Annotated in this window: 15 protein-coding genes; 12 read left to right on the top strand and 3 right to left on the bottom strand. The window is 38.2% G+C overall.

Translation table 11 applies throughout. The annotated features are described in order from the left end of the window. Positions 1–51 precede the first annotated feature (51 nt). The 4 genes from HRT50_RS05930 to HRT50_RS05915 all read left to right on the top strand — a co-directional run bounded on the left by HRT50_RS05930 (position 52) and on the right by HRT50_RS05915 (position 4335). Positions 52–750: a type 1 glutamine amidotransferase domain-containing protein gene (locus HRT50_RS05930; protein WP_291612316.1), complete on the top strand. Its 699-nt coding sequence runs from the start codon at positions 52–54 to the stop codon at positions 748–750. Between the two features lie 83 nt (positions 751–833). After that, on the top strand, positions 834–2003 hold the full coding sequence (locus HRT50_RS05925) for an iron-containing alcohol dehydrogenase (protein ID WP_291612314.1): 1170 nt from the start codon (positions 834–836) through the stop codon (positions 2001–2003). A gap of 82 nt (positions 2004–2085) precedes the next feature. After that, positions 2086–3129, top strand: a complete 1044-nt coding sequence (locus HRT50_RS05920) for an NADP-dependent oxidoreductase (protein ID WP_291612311.1) — start codon at positions 2086–2088, stop codon at positions 3127–3129. A 108-nt stretch (positions 3130–3237) separates the two neighbouring features. Further along, a complete protein-coding gene (locus tag HRT50_RS05915) occupies positions 3238–4335 on the top strand; it encodes a site-2 protease family protein (protein WP_291612309.1) in 1098 nt (365 codons plus the stop codon). 100 nt (positions 4336–4435) lie between these two features. Here HRT50_RS05915 and HRT50_RS05910 read toward each other — a convergent pair whose 3' ends face one another. Next, positions 4436–5602, bottom strand: coding sequence for a lipase family protein (locus tag HRT50_RS05910; protein WP_291612307.1), 1167 nt, complete (start codon positions 5600–5602; stop codon positions 4436–4438). Between the two features lie 27 nt (positions 5603–5629). Beyond that, entirely contained in the window at positions 5630–6070 is a 441-nt protein-coding gene (locus tag HRT50_RS05905) for a DUF6795 domain-containing protein (RefSeq protein ID WP_291612305.1), read from the bottom strand. An 831-nt stretch (positions 6071–6901) separates the two neighbouring features. Here HRT50_RS05905 and HRT50_RS05900 point away from each other — a divergent pair. From HRT50_RS05900 to HRT50_RS05865, 8 genes are all read left to right on the top strand, one after another. Continuing rightward, entirely contained in the window at positions 6902–9958 is a 3057-nt protein-coding gene (locus tag HRT50_RS05900) for an immunoglobulin-like domain-containing protein (protein ID WP_291612303.1), read from the top strand. A 129-nt stretch (positions 9959–10087) separates the two neighbouring features. Next, positions 10088–10579, top strand: coding sequence for a TlpA disulfide reductase family protein (locus HRT50_RS05895; protein ID WP_291612301.1), 492 nt, complete (start codon positions 10088–10090; stop codon positions 10577–10579). Then, positions 10579–10809, top strand: a complete 231-nt coding sequence (locus HRT50_RS05890; protein ID WP_291612299.1) for a DUF4266 domain-containing protein — start codon at positions 10579–10581, stop codon at positions 10807–10809. Before HRT50_RS05895 ends, HRT50_RS05890 begins: the two co-directional genes overlap by 1 nt. A gap of 164 nt (positions 10810–10973) precedes the next feature. Next, positions 10974–12287: a DUF3570 domain-containing protein gene (locus HRT50_RS05885; RefSeq protein WP_291612297.1), complete on the top strand. Its 1314-nt coding sequence runs from the start codon at positions 10974–10976 to the stop codon at positions 12285–12287. A 107-nt stretch (positions 12288–12394) separates the two neighbouring features. Continuing rightward, entirely contained in the window at positions 12395–14362 is a 1968-nt protein-coding gene (locus HRT50_RS05880; RefSeq protein WP_291612295.1) for a hypothetical protein, read from the top strand. A gap of 263 nt (positions 14363–14625) precedes the next feature. Beyond that, entirely contained in the window at positions 14626–16530 is a 1905-nt protein-coding gene (dsbD, locus tag HRT50_RS05875) for a protein-disulfide reductase DsbD (RefSeq protein ID WP_291612293.1), read from the top strand. 125 nt (positions 16531–16655) lie between these two features. Further along, a complete protein-coding gene (locus HRT50_RS05870; protein WP_291612291.1) occupies positions 16656–17561 on the top strand; it encodes an FAD:protein FMN transferase in 906 nt (301 codons plus the stop codon). A gap of 180 nt (positions 17562–17741) precedes the next feature. Then, on the top strand, positions 17742–18380 hold the full coding sequence (locus tag HRT50_RS05865) for a hypothetical protein (protein ID WP_291612289.1): 639 nt from the start codon (positions 17742–17744) through the stop codon (positions 18378–18380). Between the two features lie 123 nt (positions 18381–18503). Here HRT50_RS05865 and HRT50_RS05860 read toward each other — a convergent pair whose 3' ends face one another. After that, complete coding sequence (locus HRT50_RS05860) at positions 18504–19079, bottom strand: DNA-J related domain-containing protein (protein WP_291612287.1); 576 nt, start codon at positions 19077–19079, stop codon at positions 18504–18506. Between the last annotated feature and the right edge of the window lie 310 nt (positions 19080–19389).

Raw genomic sequence — 19389 nt, 5'->3', positions numbered from 1 at the left:
CTTCAACATACTTACTTCAAAATAGTAATACAGATAACGGGATGAATGAACATGACTAAAAAAATATTGATGGTACTTACTTCACACGATGAACTTGGTAACACCGGCAAAAAAACTGGTTTTTGGGTGGAAGAATTTGCCGCCCCTTATTATGCATTTATCGATGCTGGCGTTGAAGTGACCTTAGCGACACCAAAAGGCGGACAAGCACCTATTGACCCTACAAGTACATTAGAAGATTTCCAAACATCAGCCACGGAACGTTATGATGGCGATGATGTAGCACAAGCTAAAATTGCTAACACAGTACAGTTATCTTCGCTTCTTGAAAGTAAAAGTGAAGGTGATTTTGATGGCGTATTTTATCCTGGTGGTCACGGTCCATTATGGGACCTTACCGATAACACTGATTCAATCACCTTGATTGAAAGCTTCCTAAAAGCAGGTAAAGCCGTTGCGACTGTTTGTCACGCTAGTGCCGCTTTATTAAATGTGAAACAAGCCTCAGGTGACTTTGCCATTAAAGGCAAAGCAGTAACAGGTTTTACTAACAGTGAAGAAGAAGCAGTGCAATTAACAGCAGTGGTACCTTTTTTACTTGAAGACGAGCTAATTAAACGTGGCGGCGAATATCAAAAAGCACAAGATTGGCATGCTTTTGTTGTACAAGATGGCCTTATTATTACCGGTCAAAACCCAGCCAGTTCTGCATTAGCGGCTGAAAAATTACTAGCTCAGCTTTCTGCTTAAGTTACCTTTTAAGTCATCAGTTCAGTTAATTAGCTTAGTTCATTCGTTTGTTTAAGCTGTTAGAGAATAATATAGGAATATAGATGTTAAATTTTACTTTTCAAAACCCTACGCATATACATTTTGGTGAAGGACAAATTTCCGTACTTGCCAAAGAAGTGCCACTAAAGGCAAGAGTATTATTAGTTTATGGCGGCGGCTCAATTAAAGCTAATGGTGTTTATCAACAGGTGATTGATGCTCTTAGTGAACATACTTACTTTGAGTTTTCGGGTATAGAGCCAAACCCAACTTATGATACCTTGATGAAAGCGCAAGACATCATTAAACGCGAGAATATTGATTACATACTTGCCGTTGGTGGTGGCTCTGTAGTTGATGGCGCCAAATTTATTGCTGCTGCGGCGTTATATGAAGGTAGTAGTGAAGGGAATGATCCTTGGGATATTTTAGCTAAACAGCAAGCAGTAACCAAAGCATTACCAATTGGCGCGGTATTAACTTTACCGGCGACCGGCTCTGAAAGTAACGGCAACTCGGTAGTAACAAGAGATGGTAACAAGCTACCTTTCTCTAGCCCTTTAGTTCGTCCACTCTTTGCCGTGTTAGACCCAAATGTGACCTTGTCATTATCTGATCGTCAAATCAGTAATGGTGTGGTTGATGCCTTTATTCATACTATTGAGCAGTACCTAACTTACAGTGTAAATGGCAAAGTGCAAGACCGCTTCAGTGAAGGATTATTGCAAACTTTAATTGAAGAAGGGCCGAAAGCTTTAGATCCAGCGACTAAAGAAAATTTAGAGGTTAGAGCCAATATCATGTGGTCGGCAACCATGGCATTAAACGGCCTTATTGGCGCAGGTGTACCACAAGATTGGTCAACACATATGATAGGCCATGAACTAACCGGTGCGTTTGGTATTGATCACGCCCGCACCTTATCTATTGTTTTACCTGCGGTAATGAAAGTACGTAAAGAGCAAAAGCGTGAAAAATTACTACAATATGCATCACGTGTATGGCAGATAACCGAGGGTGATGAAGATACACGTATCGACCAAGCTATTCGTTTAACCGAAGAGTTTTTCCAGCAGATGCAGGTACCAACTCGTTTATCTGATGTGAATCTTGGCAGTAAGGATATTGATCTACTTATTGAGCGATTAGAGCAACATGGTATGACGGCATTAGGCGAAAAAAGTGATATCACTTTAGCGATAAGCCGTGAAATATTAACAAAAGCATTGTAAGTATTAGACAAACATAAAGTTAAAAGTGACGTGTGGAATTATTTCACACGTCACCAGATCACCTTCTATATTAGGAAATAACATGACTCAAACAACTGACATAAATCGCCAAATGGTTTTGGCATCGCGTCCTTTTGGCGCGCCAACCGCTGAGAACTTTAATCTTGTAAACAGTGAAAAACCAACGCCTAAAGCAGGTGAAGTGTTATTACGTACGGTATTTCTTTCACTCGACCCTTATATGCGTGGACGAATGAATGATGCCAAGTCATATGCGGACCCTGTTGCCTTGAATGAAGTAATGGTCGGTGGTAGCGTTTGTAGAGTAGAAGAATCAAACCATGAAAATTATAAAATAGGTGATTGGGTAGTTGCCTTTGGTGGCTGGCAAGATTATAGCGTTATCAATGGTAGTGAGTTACTTAAATTGGATGACAAAATGGCTAATCCATCACATGCCTTAGGTGTATTAGGCATGCCAGGGTTAACGGCTTACATGGGATTGCTTGATATAGGACAGCCAAAAGCGGGTGACACGGTAGTTGTTGCTGCAGCAACCGGTGCTGTTGGTAGCTTAGTGGGTCAAATAGCTAAATTAAAAGGCTGTAAAGTGATTGGTATTGCTGGCGGCGATACTAAATGTAAATATGCAGTTGAAACTTTAGGGTTTGATCATTGTTTAGATCATAAAAGTGAAAATTTAGCCGAGCAATTAGCGGAAGTTTGTTCATCAGGCATTGATGTTTATTTTGAAAATGTTGGCGGTAAAGTTTTTGACGCCGTTATGCCATTACTTAATAGCTGTGCCCGTATTCCTTTATGCGGCCTGATTTCTCAGTACAACGCTACTGAATTACCAAGTGGTCCCGACAGATTATCTTTATTAATGGGCACATTATTAGTTAAGCGCATTAAAATGCAGGGCTTTATTGTCTTTGATGATTATGGACATCGTTATAACGAATTTAGTGAGCAAATGGTTAAGTGGTTAATGGCTGGCGAGATCAAGTACAAAGAGCACATGATTGATGGGCTTGAGAACTCGGTAGGTGCTTTTATTGGTTTATTAAAAGGCGAAAACTTCGGTAAGTTAGTGGTACGTGTTGGGCCGGATGATCTAGCTTAATTACATTATCAGGACTTAATTAATAATTATCTTCGATAAACCTTGCCGCATTGCTAAATATAGTGATAATCGGGCAAGGTTTTTTGTTGAGTTAGGTAAGTTAATTAAGTGCATTTATTAGAAATAGAGTGTTTAGGCAAAACACTACGATTAGAAGGTTCTATGGCAGGTTGGCAACAACTATTTTGGGATGGTCAATGTGTCTCACAAATCAATGCCAATGCCGACAGCGAGTCATTTAACCATCAATTCTCGTTAAAAACCGATGGTGGTGAAGAAAGTGAGCAGGGCGAGTTACACGTTGAACTTAATGGTTCACTCCAGTGGCAGCCTTTCGATTTACAATTTCAGTTGTTAATAAATGGTGAACTGCTTGACGAAAACACCCTCAATGAAAAAGATATCGAGCAACGTCAGATAGGTGAACATAAAAAGCAGCCGATGAAATTTAGCTTCATTGGCATGGCGGGTCTGGGCTTAAAGTTATTAAAAAGTGCCAAGGTCATTAAAGTGTTATTTGCTGCCGGTAGTTTGGCGGCTTATAGCTGGTTATTTTCTATTGAATTTGCCATCGCCCTTATTCTTTGTTTAGTTTTCCATGAGTATGGTCATATTAAGGCGATGAAGTATTTTGGTTTGAAAACCAAAGGTATTTATCTTATTCCCTTTGTTGGCGGCTTAGCCCTTAGCGACGATAAAATTAATACCCGCTGGCAAGATATTGTTATCTCCATCATGGGCCCTTTCTTTGGTTTGATATTATCCATAGTCTGTTTAATTGGCTATTGGCTAACCGATATAGAAATATTGGCCGGACTTGCGGTATTTAATGCGCTGCTCAATTTATTTAACTTGTTACCAGTATTACCGTTAGATGGCGGCCACATTATTAAAAGTATCGCTTTCTCAATCAATTCTAAAATTGGTTTAGTGGCTTGTGTATTAGGGGCCGTGTTAGGTGTTTATATCAGTTATCATTTTGGTTTAGCGCTGTTAGGATTTTTACTGGCTATTGGCAGTATTGAAATAGTCTTTGAATATAAACGTCGCCACCTAAGTGAATTACTACCACTTAATCGGTATGCACAAATCGTTTCAGCCCTGTGGTATATCCTTACCCTTGGCGGCTTAAGTGCCATTATTTGGTTTGTAGGGCAAACGGGCAATGGTGCCTTGTCACTGCCACTTAAAATATTGGCTAGTTAGCTAAAACTTGTGGTAATAATCGTTTTAAAATAAAAAACCAGCGTTAAATTTAACGCTGGTTTTTTGTTTTAAGTAGTAAGTAGCGAGAAAACTGACTATGTTAAATGATTTTCATCAATGCTTGTTGCGAAGCAATGGTCACAGCTCTTTGTAAGCGATGTAAAATACTGCGAATAAAGTTTTGTGTTAATTGAATTTTATCAGCAACATATTTCATTCCTAAGACCTGCATTATTTTTTTGATAAACAATATCACCCACCTTGAGATGTTTTTTGCTAGGTTGATACCCTTTGCTAGTACATAAGCCAGTTTATCTATCAGTGTTATGCCACCACCTACAATACCAGCAAGGGCAGTATGCGCAGCACCTAAACATTTTTTTAATACATACACTAATGCTTGCTCTAACCAACCGACCACAGTAACGGTAAGTGAATAGCTGCCTTTACTCTCTAACCAACGAGCAATACCAAAGTCAGTTTTAGTCTCTTCAGTTTCTCCTTTAATTACGTCCCAGTTTCTAGCACCAATAGAGGCACAATAGGTTGGCATCAAATGATAAGCAGCAGAGAAGTGACTACCCGGTGAATACATATAATAATCAATACCCGATGCAGGTACATGAGCATAAGGCCAAGGTAATAACTTAGGAACGGGATCCGTTTTATGATAAACACGAAAGACTTTATCACTGCCTAATTTATCGGTCGTGTTTTTAGCAAAAGCTTCTAAACCGACGCGAGGGCTGCCAAAAGTATATAAATAGGTGCTCTTTTGAGTACCTATCCATCTAGCACATAAGGTGGCTAAGGCGCCGCCTAAACTATGACCAATGCAATGTATGGTATGAATACCATTCTTGGGTTGTTGGATAACTTTCATAAAGTCTTTAATACGTGGCTTCATGGTATTAAAAGCACTATGAAAACCATCGTGAACTAAAAAGCCTGATTCACTTCTTGAGGTGGTTAAGTTTCCGTTAGTTAACCAATCAGCAAGGTACTGAGTGCCTCTAAAAATGATAAAAGCATGGCCTTTTAAAGCTTTACTTTTTCCTAATAAAACAAAACCAAAGCCGGTAGATACTTTAAAACCAGGCGGGCCACCCGTTGTTGCGGTTAATAAATTATCATCAGCAAAGGCTAAATTACTTTTATAAAGGTTGTTTAAAGCACTCAACGCGAGTTTTTGTGTTTTGTACTTCGTTAAAGCATAAACATCTCTTGCAAGGGCGGCAGCAACTTTTGCAGGTTGTTCATTTGACATATTTTCATCCTTAAAAATTTCTAGTTATCATTCACCAAATAAAAAAGTAGCTTGATCAGGATCTGGCTCTACGTCCCAAGTACATAAACTATGTATTAGATTGTTATTAACTGAGATAAAGGTAAATTCAGGTTGGCTTAGGTCACAATCCACGACTAATGGTTTACCTCTTGATTCAGTATTTTCTTCAGGTGTTCTCTTGATGTTATTCCACATTTCAATTTCTTTACCATTAAAGTGTGCAGTAATACTTTGTGCGACGACAAACTCCATTGGTAAAATCTTGCTTAATATACTTGTACGATAAATAGCTGGAAAATGAAAGTTGCCAGCATCATCGGTAATCGTTTCATCATATATTTCTTTATTTAGATCAACCATACGAACAAGTTTTACCCCAGCAGCAGGTTTCCCTTCAAAATTAACCACACCTGTCATTTCTGAAAACAGACACTGTTTGATACCCATTGCATACACTCCAGATGAAAAAATTAATAACACTAGGGATACAATAATTTTTTTTGTCATATCGTCCTACTTCCCTTCTTTTAGATTCCTTTGACACCCTCGAAAACCTGTTTTTATATGGCTATATAATAAACAGTACTATTTTTAGGCCTTAAAGAGGGAGGCAAGACCATAAAATATTAAGCTATCATAAGGATCAAAAAATTAACATTAAAATTACGATTGAATATTATTTAGAGTTATCCCCCAAATAAAAGTTACTTGAACAGGCTCTACATCCTAGTACATCGGCTAAATATTGCAGTTTACCCAAACCACCTCAAAATTCAGGGTTCAGCTGGAATTAGAAAGATATTTAGGCAAGGCATGGATGCTACTTATTAGAGAGTGCAGGACGCATATCCTCCTGAAAAACATTAATTAAAAACACGTCTTGATCATGAGCCGTTCAGGTGTTATGAAACGATCATATTGAATTAGCTTGGGTATATACCGACCATTCCCCAAAAAAATTTCAAGAACACTTAGCGTGAATTGATCTCCTTTAGGTTGCCAATTAACTTGTTATTTTTACAGGTTTGATAGGGGGGGATTATTATGTCTCTATAGGTTTAGGCCTAGTAGACAGGGGGAAATAGTAAATAACTAGGGTATCACTCATCACGAGCAACTGAACTAAACGGGAAAAGATATATAGTTTGATTACATGTTAATAAGATGCGAACACTAATGAGATCGATTATCATTTACAATTGTAACACTTTGTTTTACAATCTTCGAAAAATTACTGTTGATTATTAAAAACATAGACATTTACAAGGGAAATATCTGATGAAAAAAAATAAAAATTCATTATCAATCTTTAAAAAGAAGTCACTGTCGTTGAGCATTGCCGTTATTCTTGCCAGTAGTTTAAGTGCTTGTGGCAGTAGTGATAGTGAACCAGAAGTTATTGATGAGCCAGTAATTATTCAGCCTGAACTTGCCAGTGGTTTATTGTGTATAGACAGCAATAATAACGGTAAATGTGATGAGGGTGAAGTTAGTCAAGTGGGCTTTTCAGCTACTGCAATCCCAGAAAATATGAAGTCTAGTGACTATGCAAGATTATTAGAAATAACCGATGGTAGCTTATATGTAGCTAGTCCAGGTGCAGATGAAATAAATGTTTACAGTACAATTATTGCTAACGAGATGCTCTTCAATCCAACGATTTCAGCAAATAAAACGCAAGCCGCAACTTATTTAAATGAACAGTTGTCATTGGCTACTGACGGTTCGGTAACGACTGAACAAGCAGAGCAAATTAAAGGCTCAATAACAACAGCCTTAACGACACACTCTAATGCCCATCCGTTAAAAGTAATTGCTGCTGTGGTTAGTAAATTTATTGAAACAAAAGAATTTACTATTACTGTCGACGTTGATGAAGTTAATGCTCAGCATGTTGCCAAGCGCGATATCAGCCTAAAAGGTGAAAAATTAACGTGGGAGCAAAGTGACCATGATGAAACACCTGATTTTATTATGCCACTAGCTGGTCGTAATATGACGGCGATGACCATGCATTACCATAACGGCCTGATGGTGATTGATACCAGCGGTGAGACACCGGTTATTAAATCAAATGGTTTATTTGCTAATGTTGAAGGTGAGCGTTACGCCATTGATGGAACAACAGGCGCAAGTGAACACCGTTTACGAGGTGCTACTTCATCACTTGATGGACAATATGTTTACATTAACATCCGTCCTAGCAATGGTGAAGACTCTGTTGGTACGAGTGATAACTATGGTTTGTTTAGAGTAGCAATAAAGGATGATGGTACCTTTGCGGCACATGATGATGCCAGTACAAAACGCTTTGTAAATGCTTACATTGGTAATTTTGAAATTGTTGGTGATAAAGTTCATGTTGAAGATTTAGATGAAGAAGTCACTTATATTCTTAACTTAGATTTAACCGATACTGGTGAGTTTGTTACTGCCAAAGATCTTGTCACTACTTCACTTGCCACGTTAATTAATGTTAAAGAGCAATTCACCTCACCCGATGGTATGTATTTATATGTCGCGACAGAAGGTGAAAGTGGCTCGACAGATCAATTACATAAAATCAATACTACAACGGGTGTTATTGATGGCGTTGCTAGCCTAGATGAAATTTTTGGTACGCTAAAATTCTTTGATAATGGTCGACAAGCATTAGCTTACGATGGTGACTATGCTGCAATTATCGATCTCGACAAAATGGCGTTAAGTACAACTTTACCTCTAACAAGTAGTGTTCGCTCAGGTGAAATCTCTCCTGATAATAATTACGCAATATTTTCCTCAGCAAGTGACGCTGTTTGGGTCTTTGACTTGAATGCAATTGATGTAAATATTATCGCAAGTTTTAATGTTGGTGAACGTATACGCGCCATAGCTGCCGACGAAAAAGGTAATGTCTTTATTGCTGGTCGTGGCTTTAACCATGTTAATAAACTTAATAAAGGTAATGTACTTACCCCAGCACAAATTTTAGCGGCTGATAAAGCAGCGGTTGTAGAAAGTGACATTAATAATGGTTCATCATTGTCCGTTGTTGTTTCGGACCTTTCATTAGCGACAACTATCCCCGCAGGCTCTGGCTCTACTATTACTTGGTCGTCGAATGTAAGTAATGTTAATACATCGAAACCTACCAATGATGAGGAACCTACTCTAGGCGCTTTGACTCGTCCAACAAATGGACAAGGAGATCAGTCAGGTGTTTTAACGGCTAATTTGAACTTCAGCTTTCGTGATATTAGTATTGATGATTTAAAAAACTTTGATTTCAGTGTCCGTCAAATGCCTGAAGTTTTACCTACGGCAACTTCAGTGCAAACCGCTGATAATTCATCACAATACCCAGCAGCCAATGTTGATGGCAGCATTATGCTAGCACCAGTAAGGTTTGAAAATGCTAATAAAGAAGATGTTTATGGTTTTATTGGCATAAATTTGGTGGACGGCTCACCTGTTATTGTTTCAGGTACAGCTGATACACCAAAAACTTACCTTGATACTGAGTCTCTTGTGGGTGTTGGTATACATGGTAGTTATGGTATTGGTGTGAGTTCGGCTGTTGAGGTTGGTAATGATGCCGGGCAAGCGAGAATATTTACCGTGGCAATGGATGATACGGGTGTATTAAGCAACGCCGTGACTACATCAATTGACATCACTACTGGGGTTCCACAAAAAGTAGGCTTTAACGCTGAGCAATCAATAGCATCAGTAATGATTAAAAAAGATGATGAATCTTACATCACTGAATTTTACGAAATTGGTGATGCGGGAGAAATATCGTTAACTCACACCATTAACTTGGAGCCAGCCGAATATGCAACTTACGGACCGCCAGCAATGAATAATGATGGTAGTCGTGTTTATCAAAGAGACGGAGATAACGTAATTATGACAGCCGCGGATGGTGCAACTACCTCAGCTGCTGTAGATGAAATAGCGCGTGTTTGGTCACATGATAACCGTGTATTTGTACTAACGTATGAAGGCAATATTGTTAGCTTTAATGAAACATTAGATGAATCATCAAGAAAAATGTTCTACACCGGAACAGGCGGTCGTATGTACAGCGCAGCAGGTAGAGCTTTTAACGGTAAAGATTATCTTTATATTGCAGTACAAAGAGCTGATTCAGCTTTAAATGGTATTTATCAACTAGAAATTATGGATGATGGCAGCTTAAAAGAAATCGCTTTCTCGAATACCCCTGAAAGTGATGGTGCTGACCGAATGACAGTATCTGGTGATGGCGGCACTGTGTACTTCAGTTACCGTGTCAGGAGTGGGGATAATAAAGGTAGGCATTTTGGTGTCATAGAAATACCAAATCAATAACTATTATTCAAATAAGGACTTAAGCCCATTTTTGCGGGCTTATTAAATTACTTTTATACCTTTACCAATCAAAATGCACTCTGAAATCTGCATCTTGAATGGTAACGGGTATGCCACAGGAATACTGACATGAAACCTTCAATATTTAACGTAATACCATCCGCAATACTTTTAGTCTTACTCTTTTTACTAACACCGAGTACAGCGTTTGCTGTTGAAGTTGGTGATACCCTTAGTGAAGACCTACAAAAGCAACTTAACATTCCTAAAGGGCAGGTTGGTGTTGTTGATTTTTTTGCCTCTTGGTGCCTCTCTTGTGCAAAAGAGATTCCAGATATAAAAAAAATGATCAAGCAAGACAGCCAACAAAAAATGTATGTCATTGGCATTGATGTTGATGAAGAGTTAGATGAAGGCATAGCCTTTCAGAAAGAGTTGGCTATAGATTTCCCTGTTATTAATGATGTTGAGCAAACAATCATTAGTGAATTCTCTCCTATAGCCATGCCCGCTTTGTATTACATCATTGATAACAAAATAGTCGGTAAACATATTGGTGCTGTACCCAATATCGATGAAAAAATTATAAATGATTTACAAAAGTTAGGGGTGGAAATTTGATGAAGCAATCGATGAAAATAAAACTACTGCTAATTGTCTGCTGCTTTACCTGCAGTGCCTGCAGCATCGTCCCGGTTAAATCATGGCAAAAAGCCACTCTTGCCAGTGAAGCCATGCGTTTTGGTGGACCTAACCCGATGATCAAAAAATTTGATGAACATATTTATACCTCCAAAGAAGGCACTAAAGGTGGTGGCGGTGTCTCAGGTGGCGGCTGTGGTTGTAACTAAAAACAGAGTTATTTATCAATAGGAAAATTAAATCGCTCAACATAATTAATCAGACTTCACTCATAAAAATAATCCATAGAATTAACCCATAGAATTAAACCAAATGAATCAATGTCATATTACACCTGCTCAAATAAACCCAGTCCAATATCAGGAGAATGTTTATGAAAGCTAGCCGTAAACATTTGAAACTATTAGTCATCACCTCTGTCGCTACCGCCATTATACCTTTAACAAGCTTGGCTGAAGATAAAGTGGCCATTCAAATACAGCAATATAAAGAAAATGATGATCGCATTAAAGTTCTTGATGGAAAACTGAGTATTGAGCATGACTTTGGGCCCAATCATACCTTAAGTGGAGAGTATGATTGGGATAGCATTTCAGGGGCATCACCTACATGGGATTCAATAACCGGAGCTTCTTCTGAAACGGGCTCTGATGCCTTTACTGGAGCTTCTGCTTGTGTGCCAGAAGAAGGTGAGAATTACTATGATTATTGTCGTAATACCCGATTAATTAATGGTGTTGTTGGTGATGGCGATACTAACCTTGATAATTTTGTCTATAAAAATGTACCCTTAAAAGATCATCGAGATTCACTAGCATTTTTATATACTTATCGTACTCCTACCATGCGTAATGAGTTGAGTATTGGTGCCAGTTATTCAAAAGAGAATGACTTTAAAAATACCGGCCTATCAGTAGAATATTTAATGTATACCGATCGCAGTAAAAATAGATCGATTACTGCCGGTGTCTCCTACATGAAAAATGAGGTTTATGATTATTTAGGTGAAAAAGATGAACACGGCGAATATAGCTTAGGTAGCCAATGGAACGACTTTGATTTAATCAATGGCCAAGTCGGCATTACTCAAGTATTTGATGCAAACACTATCGCAAAATTTAGTGCCTATTACATGTATGAAGATGGTCATTTATCCAATCCATATTTCAATGTAGTAAGGCGTATCAATGTTATTGACTCTAGTAGTGATGAATATACTACAGCAGATATTTACCCTAAATATTATTTAGCAAGAGACTCTCGCCCTGAACAACGAAAAGCCGGCGGTATTTCTATTCAAACGGCAAAATCTTTGAATGAAAATACCACGTGGCATACCTCTTATCGCTTCTACCAAGACAGTTGGGGAGTGCAATCTCATACTTTAGAGTCAAAAAGTTATCACAACATTACTGATAACGTTCGCTTCTCGCCAGTATTGCGTTTGTATACTCAAAACGAAGCCAACTTTTTTAAAGCTCATGATGCCGTTGATAACATATTCTCTGAAACCGGCTATGCAACAGCGGATGATCGCTTAGGTAACTTTACTGCATGGACAGGGCAACTTGGCTTGGAATATCTAGAAAGTAAGAAGCTTACCTGGAATATAGTGTTGGGCTATCAAGAGCAATCTACTGGTTTAGCCTTTGCTTGGGTCAATTTTGGCGCACAATACAGATATTAATTGTTGATAGCTAATTGTTGAATATTAGTTATTGCTCATTAGCGGCAAATAATTAGCTGTAAATAGTTAACTGTAAAAATTAGTTGTAAAATATTAGAGATAAACACATGAAAATAAATAATAAAGCCAATTTAGTTCTGCTCATGATGATGGCGAGTTTATTGCCCGCCTGTGAAGAGAGTGATTATAAGGCTGGCGATTGTAGTGCTGGGTCTATTTGTGCATCGACAAGTACATTTATAGAGCCTGAGCCATTACCCGAGCCTGAACCAGAACCTGTTCCAGACCAAACGGAATATATAGAAAAAGATGGTGTCACAGGAAAGGTACTCGGCTCTGATTATTGGCTGAATGCCGTGGTATGTTTTGATAATAATAGAAATGCGTCATGTGATGCCTCAGAGCCTAGTACCGTAACTTTTGAAGACGGTAAATACAGCTTTAAAGCCAGTGATATTATTGCCAGTATCAGTAGCAAAGCACCTTTATTGGCTAGAAAAGCTATTGAGCAAAACGCCGAAGGTATTGCCTTATATGCACCAACACCGGTAAATAGCACGGATAAAAATATAAACATAACAGTGTTTACTACGCTAGTTCACAGTGAAACCCAATTTAATCCCTATACGTTAGCCAATACAACAACCGCGCAAGCATCATTGAAAATGACTGTTGATGGGTTTGGTTTTGCTAATGAAGTTTTATTATCAGGACAAGATTATCTTGAGAGTGATGTTGAAGTAGGTGTTGATGATGTTATGTTTGCACAAATTGATGCTATTGCGACAAGTTTAAATCAAGCTCAATCAATAGCAGCCACTGATATCTACAAAGCCGTAGCGGCTATGTTAGACAGTATGTATCAGCTAAATACTTACACTACGTCAATTAGTCTAGAGAGTATCAATGTCCAGGATATCCAAGAAACTGAAGTGGAGATAAGCCTTTCGACACCACATGTTGAATGGGAAATTGGCTATATAGAAGAGGAAAGTGCTGACCTTCATGTACAAGGTGATTATGCCGTTATCGGTTCAAAATGGCATAATCGTTTGATTGTGCTTAATTTAGCACAAGAAATACCTACCACATTATCATTCAATGATTTTGCCGCATCACCTGATGTTGAACGTGATGATATTGATGGATTTACTGGCGCCTCAGAGCAAAGCTTAGCGAACATTCGCATAACTCCCCCTTCATCGATGCAAAGTGTCTTAGTTGGCGTAGAGAAAAAAAATAAAAGTGGTAGTGAAGAGGGGGCGGATAGTGGCGTTGGTCTATATCGCGCTAATTTCTCGAACCCAAGTGATATCCCCTTTCAACGCTTTGCCGGGGTAAGTGAGGGGCAAGACTTTTATTCATTTCCTGATTTAAATGCTATGTCGTTATCGAGTGACGGCAGCAGGGTTGCTCTCTCGGGAGGCAATAAAAAAATGGTGGTATTGCAAGTAGATGACTTTAGCCTAGTGAACGAGTTTTCTTCTGATTCTAAATATCGCGCTGTTATGCTAAATGAAGGTGGGTCTTTGGCTTATGTTAGTTTATCAGCACCTGATCGTATGGAAATTATCGATGTAATAACCGGCAGTAAGCTAACCTCTCTTTCAACGGGCACTGAATACCCAAAAGAATTCAAACTTTTTCAAGGAAGTGACCTTACCAAATTAGCTTGGTATCTAGGACAAAGTAATATTCTTTCAATATATAACGTCACTGAGCCGAGTGTAGAGCCCATTTTATTACATACACTAGCTGCGCAAAGTAATATTACCAGTTTTGATGTTTCACCTGATGGGACATTGGTGATTATTGGCAGTAGTGGTTCATTAGTTGTTTATTCGATAGAAAATAACACCAGCAAAGTACTGAAAACATTGTTAATTGAAAAAGAGATTGAGCTAGTCAGTACGCCACTCAAGGTAGGGACTGTCGCTTTTACTACCAATAACAGGGCCTTGATTGCGACAAAAAATGCGCTACAAACGTTAGATATTAGTTTTGGTGAGCCAGCTAATGCATGGAACGATGACAAAAAGCAAGCGTGGTTTGATGTCCATCGTGCGAATCAATAATTAAGCTTTTCACCTTTAGTCATAACTTCTACACGGTAAGAACACTATAAATTATTATTAACGTTTTAGAGCGAAATATAGAATATGAGTCATTCCCGAGGTGTCTGATCGGGAATCCATGGTACTTAAGCCAATAGTATTTAAGCCCATGGTTCTTCGATAAAAATATTTCGAAGATGACAAATTCTCTATTATTACTCTCAATTTCCTCTGATATTTATAACGCTCTTGCCATGATTACTTCCAATTTACGGGTTACTTTCATGAAGAAATTTTTAGTTCATTTAATACTTTCTGGCTATTTTCTATTTTTTAGTTCATGTGCCAATGCGGTTGATGAGTCAACACTGTTGACCAGCGAACTTGCTTTTCCATTTTCAGTGACATTAGACAGTCCTAAAATTCTTTCTCTGCAATGGCATATTGCTGACGGGTATTATCTTTATAAAAAACGCATTAAATTGTTGGCAACCATCGTTCATGACGATAGCTCAAGCAGCGACAATGCCACTACAGAGCGAGCAATTCAATTAGGTGCAGCACAATTCCCAGCAAGTTTATTCATTGATGATCCTGCGTATAAAGGATTGGAAGTCTTTAGAAATACATTAATAGTGAAATATGCGCTTAGTGGCTCTGAAACATCATTTGCCAATACCAGCATAAAAATTAAATATCAGGGCTGTGCTGATGTTGGCGTTTGTTATCCACCAGTTAAAAAAGTCATCAAAGTAGCAGATTTAAAACCTAGCGTTAATGTATCTAATTTAACTAACTTAGCTAATGCAACTAATGGCTCTGAGGCTGATAATCCTAGTACCTTTGATATCGATACTAAGGTGGAACAAGGCACTAAATCAGAGCAAGACACGATAGCGAATAGCTTAGCATCAGATAACTTTATCTTAACTTTGTTTAGTTTCTTTGGTTTTGGTTTGCTTTTAGCCTTTACACCGTGTGTTTTTCCTATGATCCCTATTTTATCAGGCATTATTATTGGCCAAGGAAAACAGCTCTCTACTCGTAAAGCCTTCTCTTTATCACTTGCCTATGTGCTGGCAATGGCATTAGCTTATACCGTGGTAGGAGTGCTAGCCGCTTTATTTGGTACCAACTTGCAAATTTGGTTTCAAAACCCTTGGGTATTAAGCAGTTTTGCCGGTATTTTTGTGGTGTTATCACTGTCAATGTTCGGTTTTTATGATGTGCAAATGCCAGCATTTATTCAAGTTAAGTTGAATAACCTCAGCAATAAGCAGGAAAGTGGTACATTAATCAGTGCTGCCATTATGGGCGTGTTATCAGCGCTAATTGTCGGACCATGTGTTACCGCGCCATTAGTAGGCGCACTTATATATATTGGTCAAACAGGAGATACTATTTTAGGTGGTGCGGCACTGTTTTGTTTAGGTTTGGGTATGGGCGCGCCATTACTCGTTATAGGTACATCCGCAGGTAAAATATTACCTCGTGCCGGTATGTGGATGGTGGCAGTGAAAGGTGTTTTTGGTGTGCTTATGTTGGCCGTTGCTATTTGGTTATTAGCACGCATATTACCACCATTAATTACGCAACTATTGTGGGCACTGTTATTGATTGTTTCTGCTGTGTATATGGGCGCTTTACGTCAACATAATAAAGACACAACACAATGGCAGTTGTTATGGAAAGGGCTGGGTTTATCACTATTGCTGGTTGGATTTATTTTGATTGTTGGTGCCTCTACCGGGAAAAGTAATCTGTTGTCGCCATTAGCAAACTTAGGCAGCGGCGTTAATGCTACTTTATCTAGTGAACACAAGGGCATTACCTTTAAACCAGTAAAAAGTATTGATGATTTAAAGGCAACTCTTAAGCAAGCCAGTAAAAACAAACAAGTCACCATGTTTGATTTTTATGCTGATTGGTGTGTCTCTTGTAAAGAAATGGAAGAGGTCACTTTTAAAAATTCAGCAGTGAAATTGAAACTAGCCAAGGTACATAAGATTCAAGCTGATGTTACCGCTAATGATAATATTGACACTGAATTATTGAAACATTTTGGCATTATTGGCCCGCCCGCTATCTTGTTTTTTAATGACCAAGGTGAAGAGTTAAGAAATCATCGAATAGTAGGATATATGGATGCAGGTAAATTCTTAAAACATATTGCTAAAGTGGTTGAATAGTGAATAATCACAGGCCTTACTAATACCTTAGTAAGGCCTTGCCAATACATTACTATTAAATGATGAGTTAAATTATTTCGCATTCAAATAACAAGCTAAAAAAATATAGTCATCAATTTAATTGCATGACCACACCCTGTGAAGTGCAACTTTATGCTGCGGATGCCAAAGCGGCGGACAAGGTTGCGCGCTTGATTGAAAGCAACACTCGCAGACTAGAAAAAAAGTATAATTTTTTTAGTGATGATTCATTAATTGCCAAGATTAATAATCGAGAACAAGCGATTGTTAACATTGATAAAGAAACTCATCATGTATTATCACTAGTACGAACGTTATCAGCTACAACCCAAGGAAGTTTTGATATTACTGTTGGCACATTAAAACAATGTGCCAAGCTGACTACTGTAGCGAAAATAGAAGCTTGTAGAGCTAGGTTAAAGCCTTTTATTGGTGCTGATAAATGGAGGTTAACAGAAAATAGCATTAACTTTTCAAATGCTTATGTGAAGCTTGATTTGGGGGGCGTGATTAAAGAGTTTGCAGTTGATCAAGCCGGCGAAATAGCTAAAAATGAAAATATGGCTGCTTTAATTAATTTTGGTGGAGATATTTATGTTAATGGTAATAAACCAGATGGCTCACCATTTAATGTAGCCATTAAAAACCCAAAGAACCCGCAAGAAAATATTGCTATTTTACAGCTGAGTAATCAGGGGCTGACCACATCAGCACACTATGAACGTAGCACACTGGTTGAAGGGAAGAGCTATTCACACATAATTAATTCAAATAGCAGCAATTCAAATAGCACTAATGCAAACAGCAGCAATACTAATGACAAAAAGAAGCATGATGATAAAGCCAGCAACACTTCAGCAATATTATCAGCAACCGTTATTTCTCATTCAGTATTAACGAGTGGTATTTATTCAACATCTTTGATGGTCAATTCTAATTTAGTTATTGAGGGCGATATCAACGTAGTAATGATTGATGAGGAATTACGTTTGCATCAAAATATTTTCTAATTGCTAATATCTGCTTTCGAGGCTTTAACAGTATAAATAGTATTTTAAAGCACTAGCAGTGTGATTTATTCGTAGCACCTAATCCAAAAAATAGTGTTAACTTTCTTTTGTTCAGTATTGACTATCCTCTCATCAAAGTCTCTAATATGTCGCAGTGAAATAACAAGAGAAAGGTGTCGTATGGCTATTCACAATATCACTGATAGCGCATTACTAGTAAAGAAGTCACGAAGAACAATTCAGCGATACATAGCTAGCGGTAAGTTAACTATGGTAAGTAATTCGTTAGGTAAACCACAAATTGATACTTCTGAGTTAATACGTGTTTTCGGTGTGCTGTCTAAGGTGTCGCAGAAAAGAATAGCTAAAAAGTCACAGAGTGTCGCAGCGAAATTATTAAGAAAAAATAACAGCATTAATTTAACACCTAATGAACTTGAAGATATCATCTCTCGTGCTGTAGAAAAAGCGCTGAGTAAAGCGATACCGCTATTGATTGAAGATAAGAAAACAGCGCCGATAGCTGAAGAAAACCCCGAACCAATACCTGAACTAATGCCCGAATCAATTACACCAACGGTTCCTGTAGCTCATAAAAAAAGAAAACTAATACCAGTAATAAATAGGCCTTTCATTGCTAAAAAGAAAGAGCGTAAAAATGGTTATGCTGCTGCTTTTGGCCTGCCTAATGTTATTACCGAAGTCATTCATTTACAGATAATGAAGTTACATAGTGAGGGCTTAACATCTCGAGAGATTGAAAAAAAGGTCAGTGTTAGTCAGGCATCAATACAACGGACGATTACCGTTAGTACCTAACTCATTAGTGAATCCGATAGCATAAATTACTTGGCTCATGTTATAGAATAAATGGTCGTCATTGAGAAGGTCGAATTACATCATTTAACGCTTACTTTGAAATAAATAAAGACAAAATTAGCGTCAAGTTCGATGATAACAGAATCTTAAAACCTCATAGGCTGCTCGTGTTTCGATAAAGTCATCTGCACAGCCGCCTTTATCAGGGTGGCTAATGACTATTTTCTTTTGGTAAGCCTGACGTATCTCAAACCAACCGACATTTTTATCGATCCCTAGGGTAGTCAGAGCAGCATCAATCTTATCTCTAGCACTATATCTTTGCCAAAAACTAGAAAAGAGTGTTTCAATCTCTTCAACTGTGATGTTATTCAAATTAGACCAATCCAAATAGTAGCGGGCCAGGTCAGAGTCGCGCGTGGTCAGTGTACCTTTCGTTCCTGCGCGATTCGGAATCATACAGATTTCTAATGGAAAAATGGTAAGTGAAAATTCTTCTGTTTGAATATCACGTTGAATTTGATAAAGCGCATTCATAACAAAAAAATTCTTTTGGAAAATGACTACTTGAGGGTCGATATTTTTTAGAATAAGCGAAATAAAATCCTGCTCACACAGAGCCACCAAGTCAACCAGCGAGCAGGAACTGCTCTGCTCTCTTAAATACCCTAGTATCAAAATAATCAAAGGGTTGGTCATGGATTTCGGCTTCCTTTCAATTTACAGCTAACACAAATCAGTCAGCCTGCTCAGTATAAACTACCGTTAAAATAGTACCAGGTATTACCTTTTCATCTCAGACAAAAGGTCAGCTAATAGCGAACAACGGAAGGATTATTAGCATCTCTGTTAGCTTCCTATTAGCCCACCAAGAAGCCATTAGCTATGACCTGATTTTCACTGTTAATTGATTCAAATCTAAGGCGCACTGTTACCACAAAGCGGTCTAAATTTGTTGTTCAAAATCACCCTATCTAACGACTACTTTGATACGATAGCGGACGTTAAC

This window comes from Colwellia sp. (assembly GCF_013215345.1).
In the GTDB taxonomy this organism is placed as follows: domain Bacteria; phylum Pseudomonadota; class Gammaproteobacteria; order Enterobacterales; family Alteromonadaceae; genus Colwellia.
The sequence above is the reverse complement of the archived record's forward strand: the minus strand, read 5'-3'. Positions and strand labels throughout refer to the sequence as shown.

Excerpts from the sequence above, each read along its gene's own strand:
- HRT50_RS05930 (WP_291612316.1), top strand. The coding sequence starts at position 52 with ATGACTAAAAAAATATTGATGGTACTTACTTCACACGATGAACTTGGT.
- HRT50_RS05925 (WP_291612314.1), top strand. The coding sequence starts at position 834 with ATGTTAAATTTTACTTTTCAAAACCCTACGCATATACATTTTGGTGAA.
- HRT50_RS05920 (WP_291612311.1), top strand. The coding sequence starts at position 2,086 with ATGACTCAAACAACTGACATAAATCGCCAAATGGTTTTGGCATCGCGT.
- HRT50_RS05910 (WP_291612307.1), bottom strand. The coding sequence starts at position 5,602 with ATGTCAAATGAACAACCTGCAAAAGTTGCTGCCGCCCTTGCAAGAGAT.
- HRT50_RS05905 (WP_291612305.1), bottom strand. The coding sequence starts at position 6,070 with ATGGGTATCAAACAGTGTCTGTTTTCAGAAATGACAGGTGTGGTTAAT.
- HRT50_RS05900 (WP_291612303.1), top strand. The coding sequence starts at position 6,902 with ATGAAAAAAAATAAAAATTCATTATCAATCTTTAAAAAGAAGTCACTG.
- HRT50_RS05895 (WP_291612301.1), top strand. The coding sequence starts at position 10,088 with ATGAAACCTTCAATATTTAACGTAATACCATCCGCAATACTTTTAGTC.
- HRT50_RS05890 (WP_291612299.1), top strand. The coding sequence starts at position 10,579 with ATGAAGCAATCGATGAAAATAAAACTACTGCTAATTGTCTGCTGCTTT.
- HRT50_RS05885 (WP_291612297.1), top strand. The coding sequence starts at position 10,974 with ATGAAAGCTAGCCGTAAACATTTGAAACTATTAGTCATCACCTCTGTC.
- HRT50_RS05880 (WP_291612295.1), top strand. The coding sequence starts at position 12,395 with ATGAAAATAAATAATAAAGCCAATTTAGTTCTGCTCATGATGATGGCG.
- dsbD (WP_291612293.1), top strand. The coding sequence starts at position 14,626 with ATGAAGAAATTTTTAGTTCATTTAATACTTTCTGGCTATTTTCTATTT.
- HRT50_RS05870 (WP_291612291.1), top strand. The coding sequence starts at position 16,656 with ATGACCACACCCTGTGAAGTGCAACTTTATGCTGCGGATGCCAAAGCG.
- HRT50_RS05865 (WP_291612289.1), top strand. The coding sequence starts at position 17,742 with ATGGCTATTCACAATATCACTGATAGCGCATTACTAGTAAAGAAGTCA.
- HRT50_RS05860 (WP_291612287.1), bottom strand. The coding sequence starts at position 19,079 with ATGACCAACCCTTTGATTATTTTGATACTAGGGTATTTAAGAGAGCAG.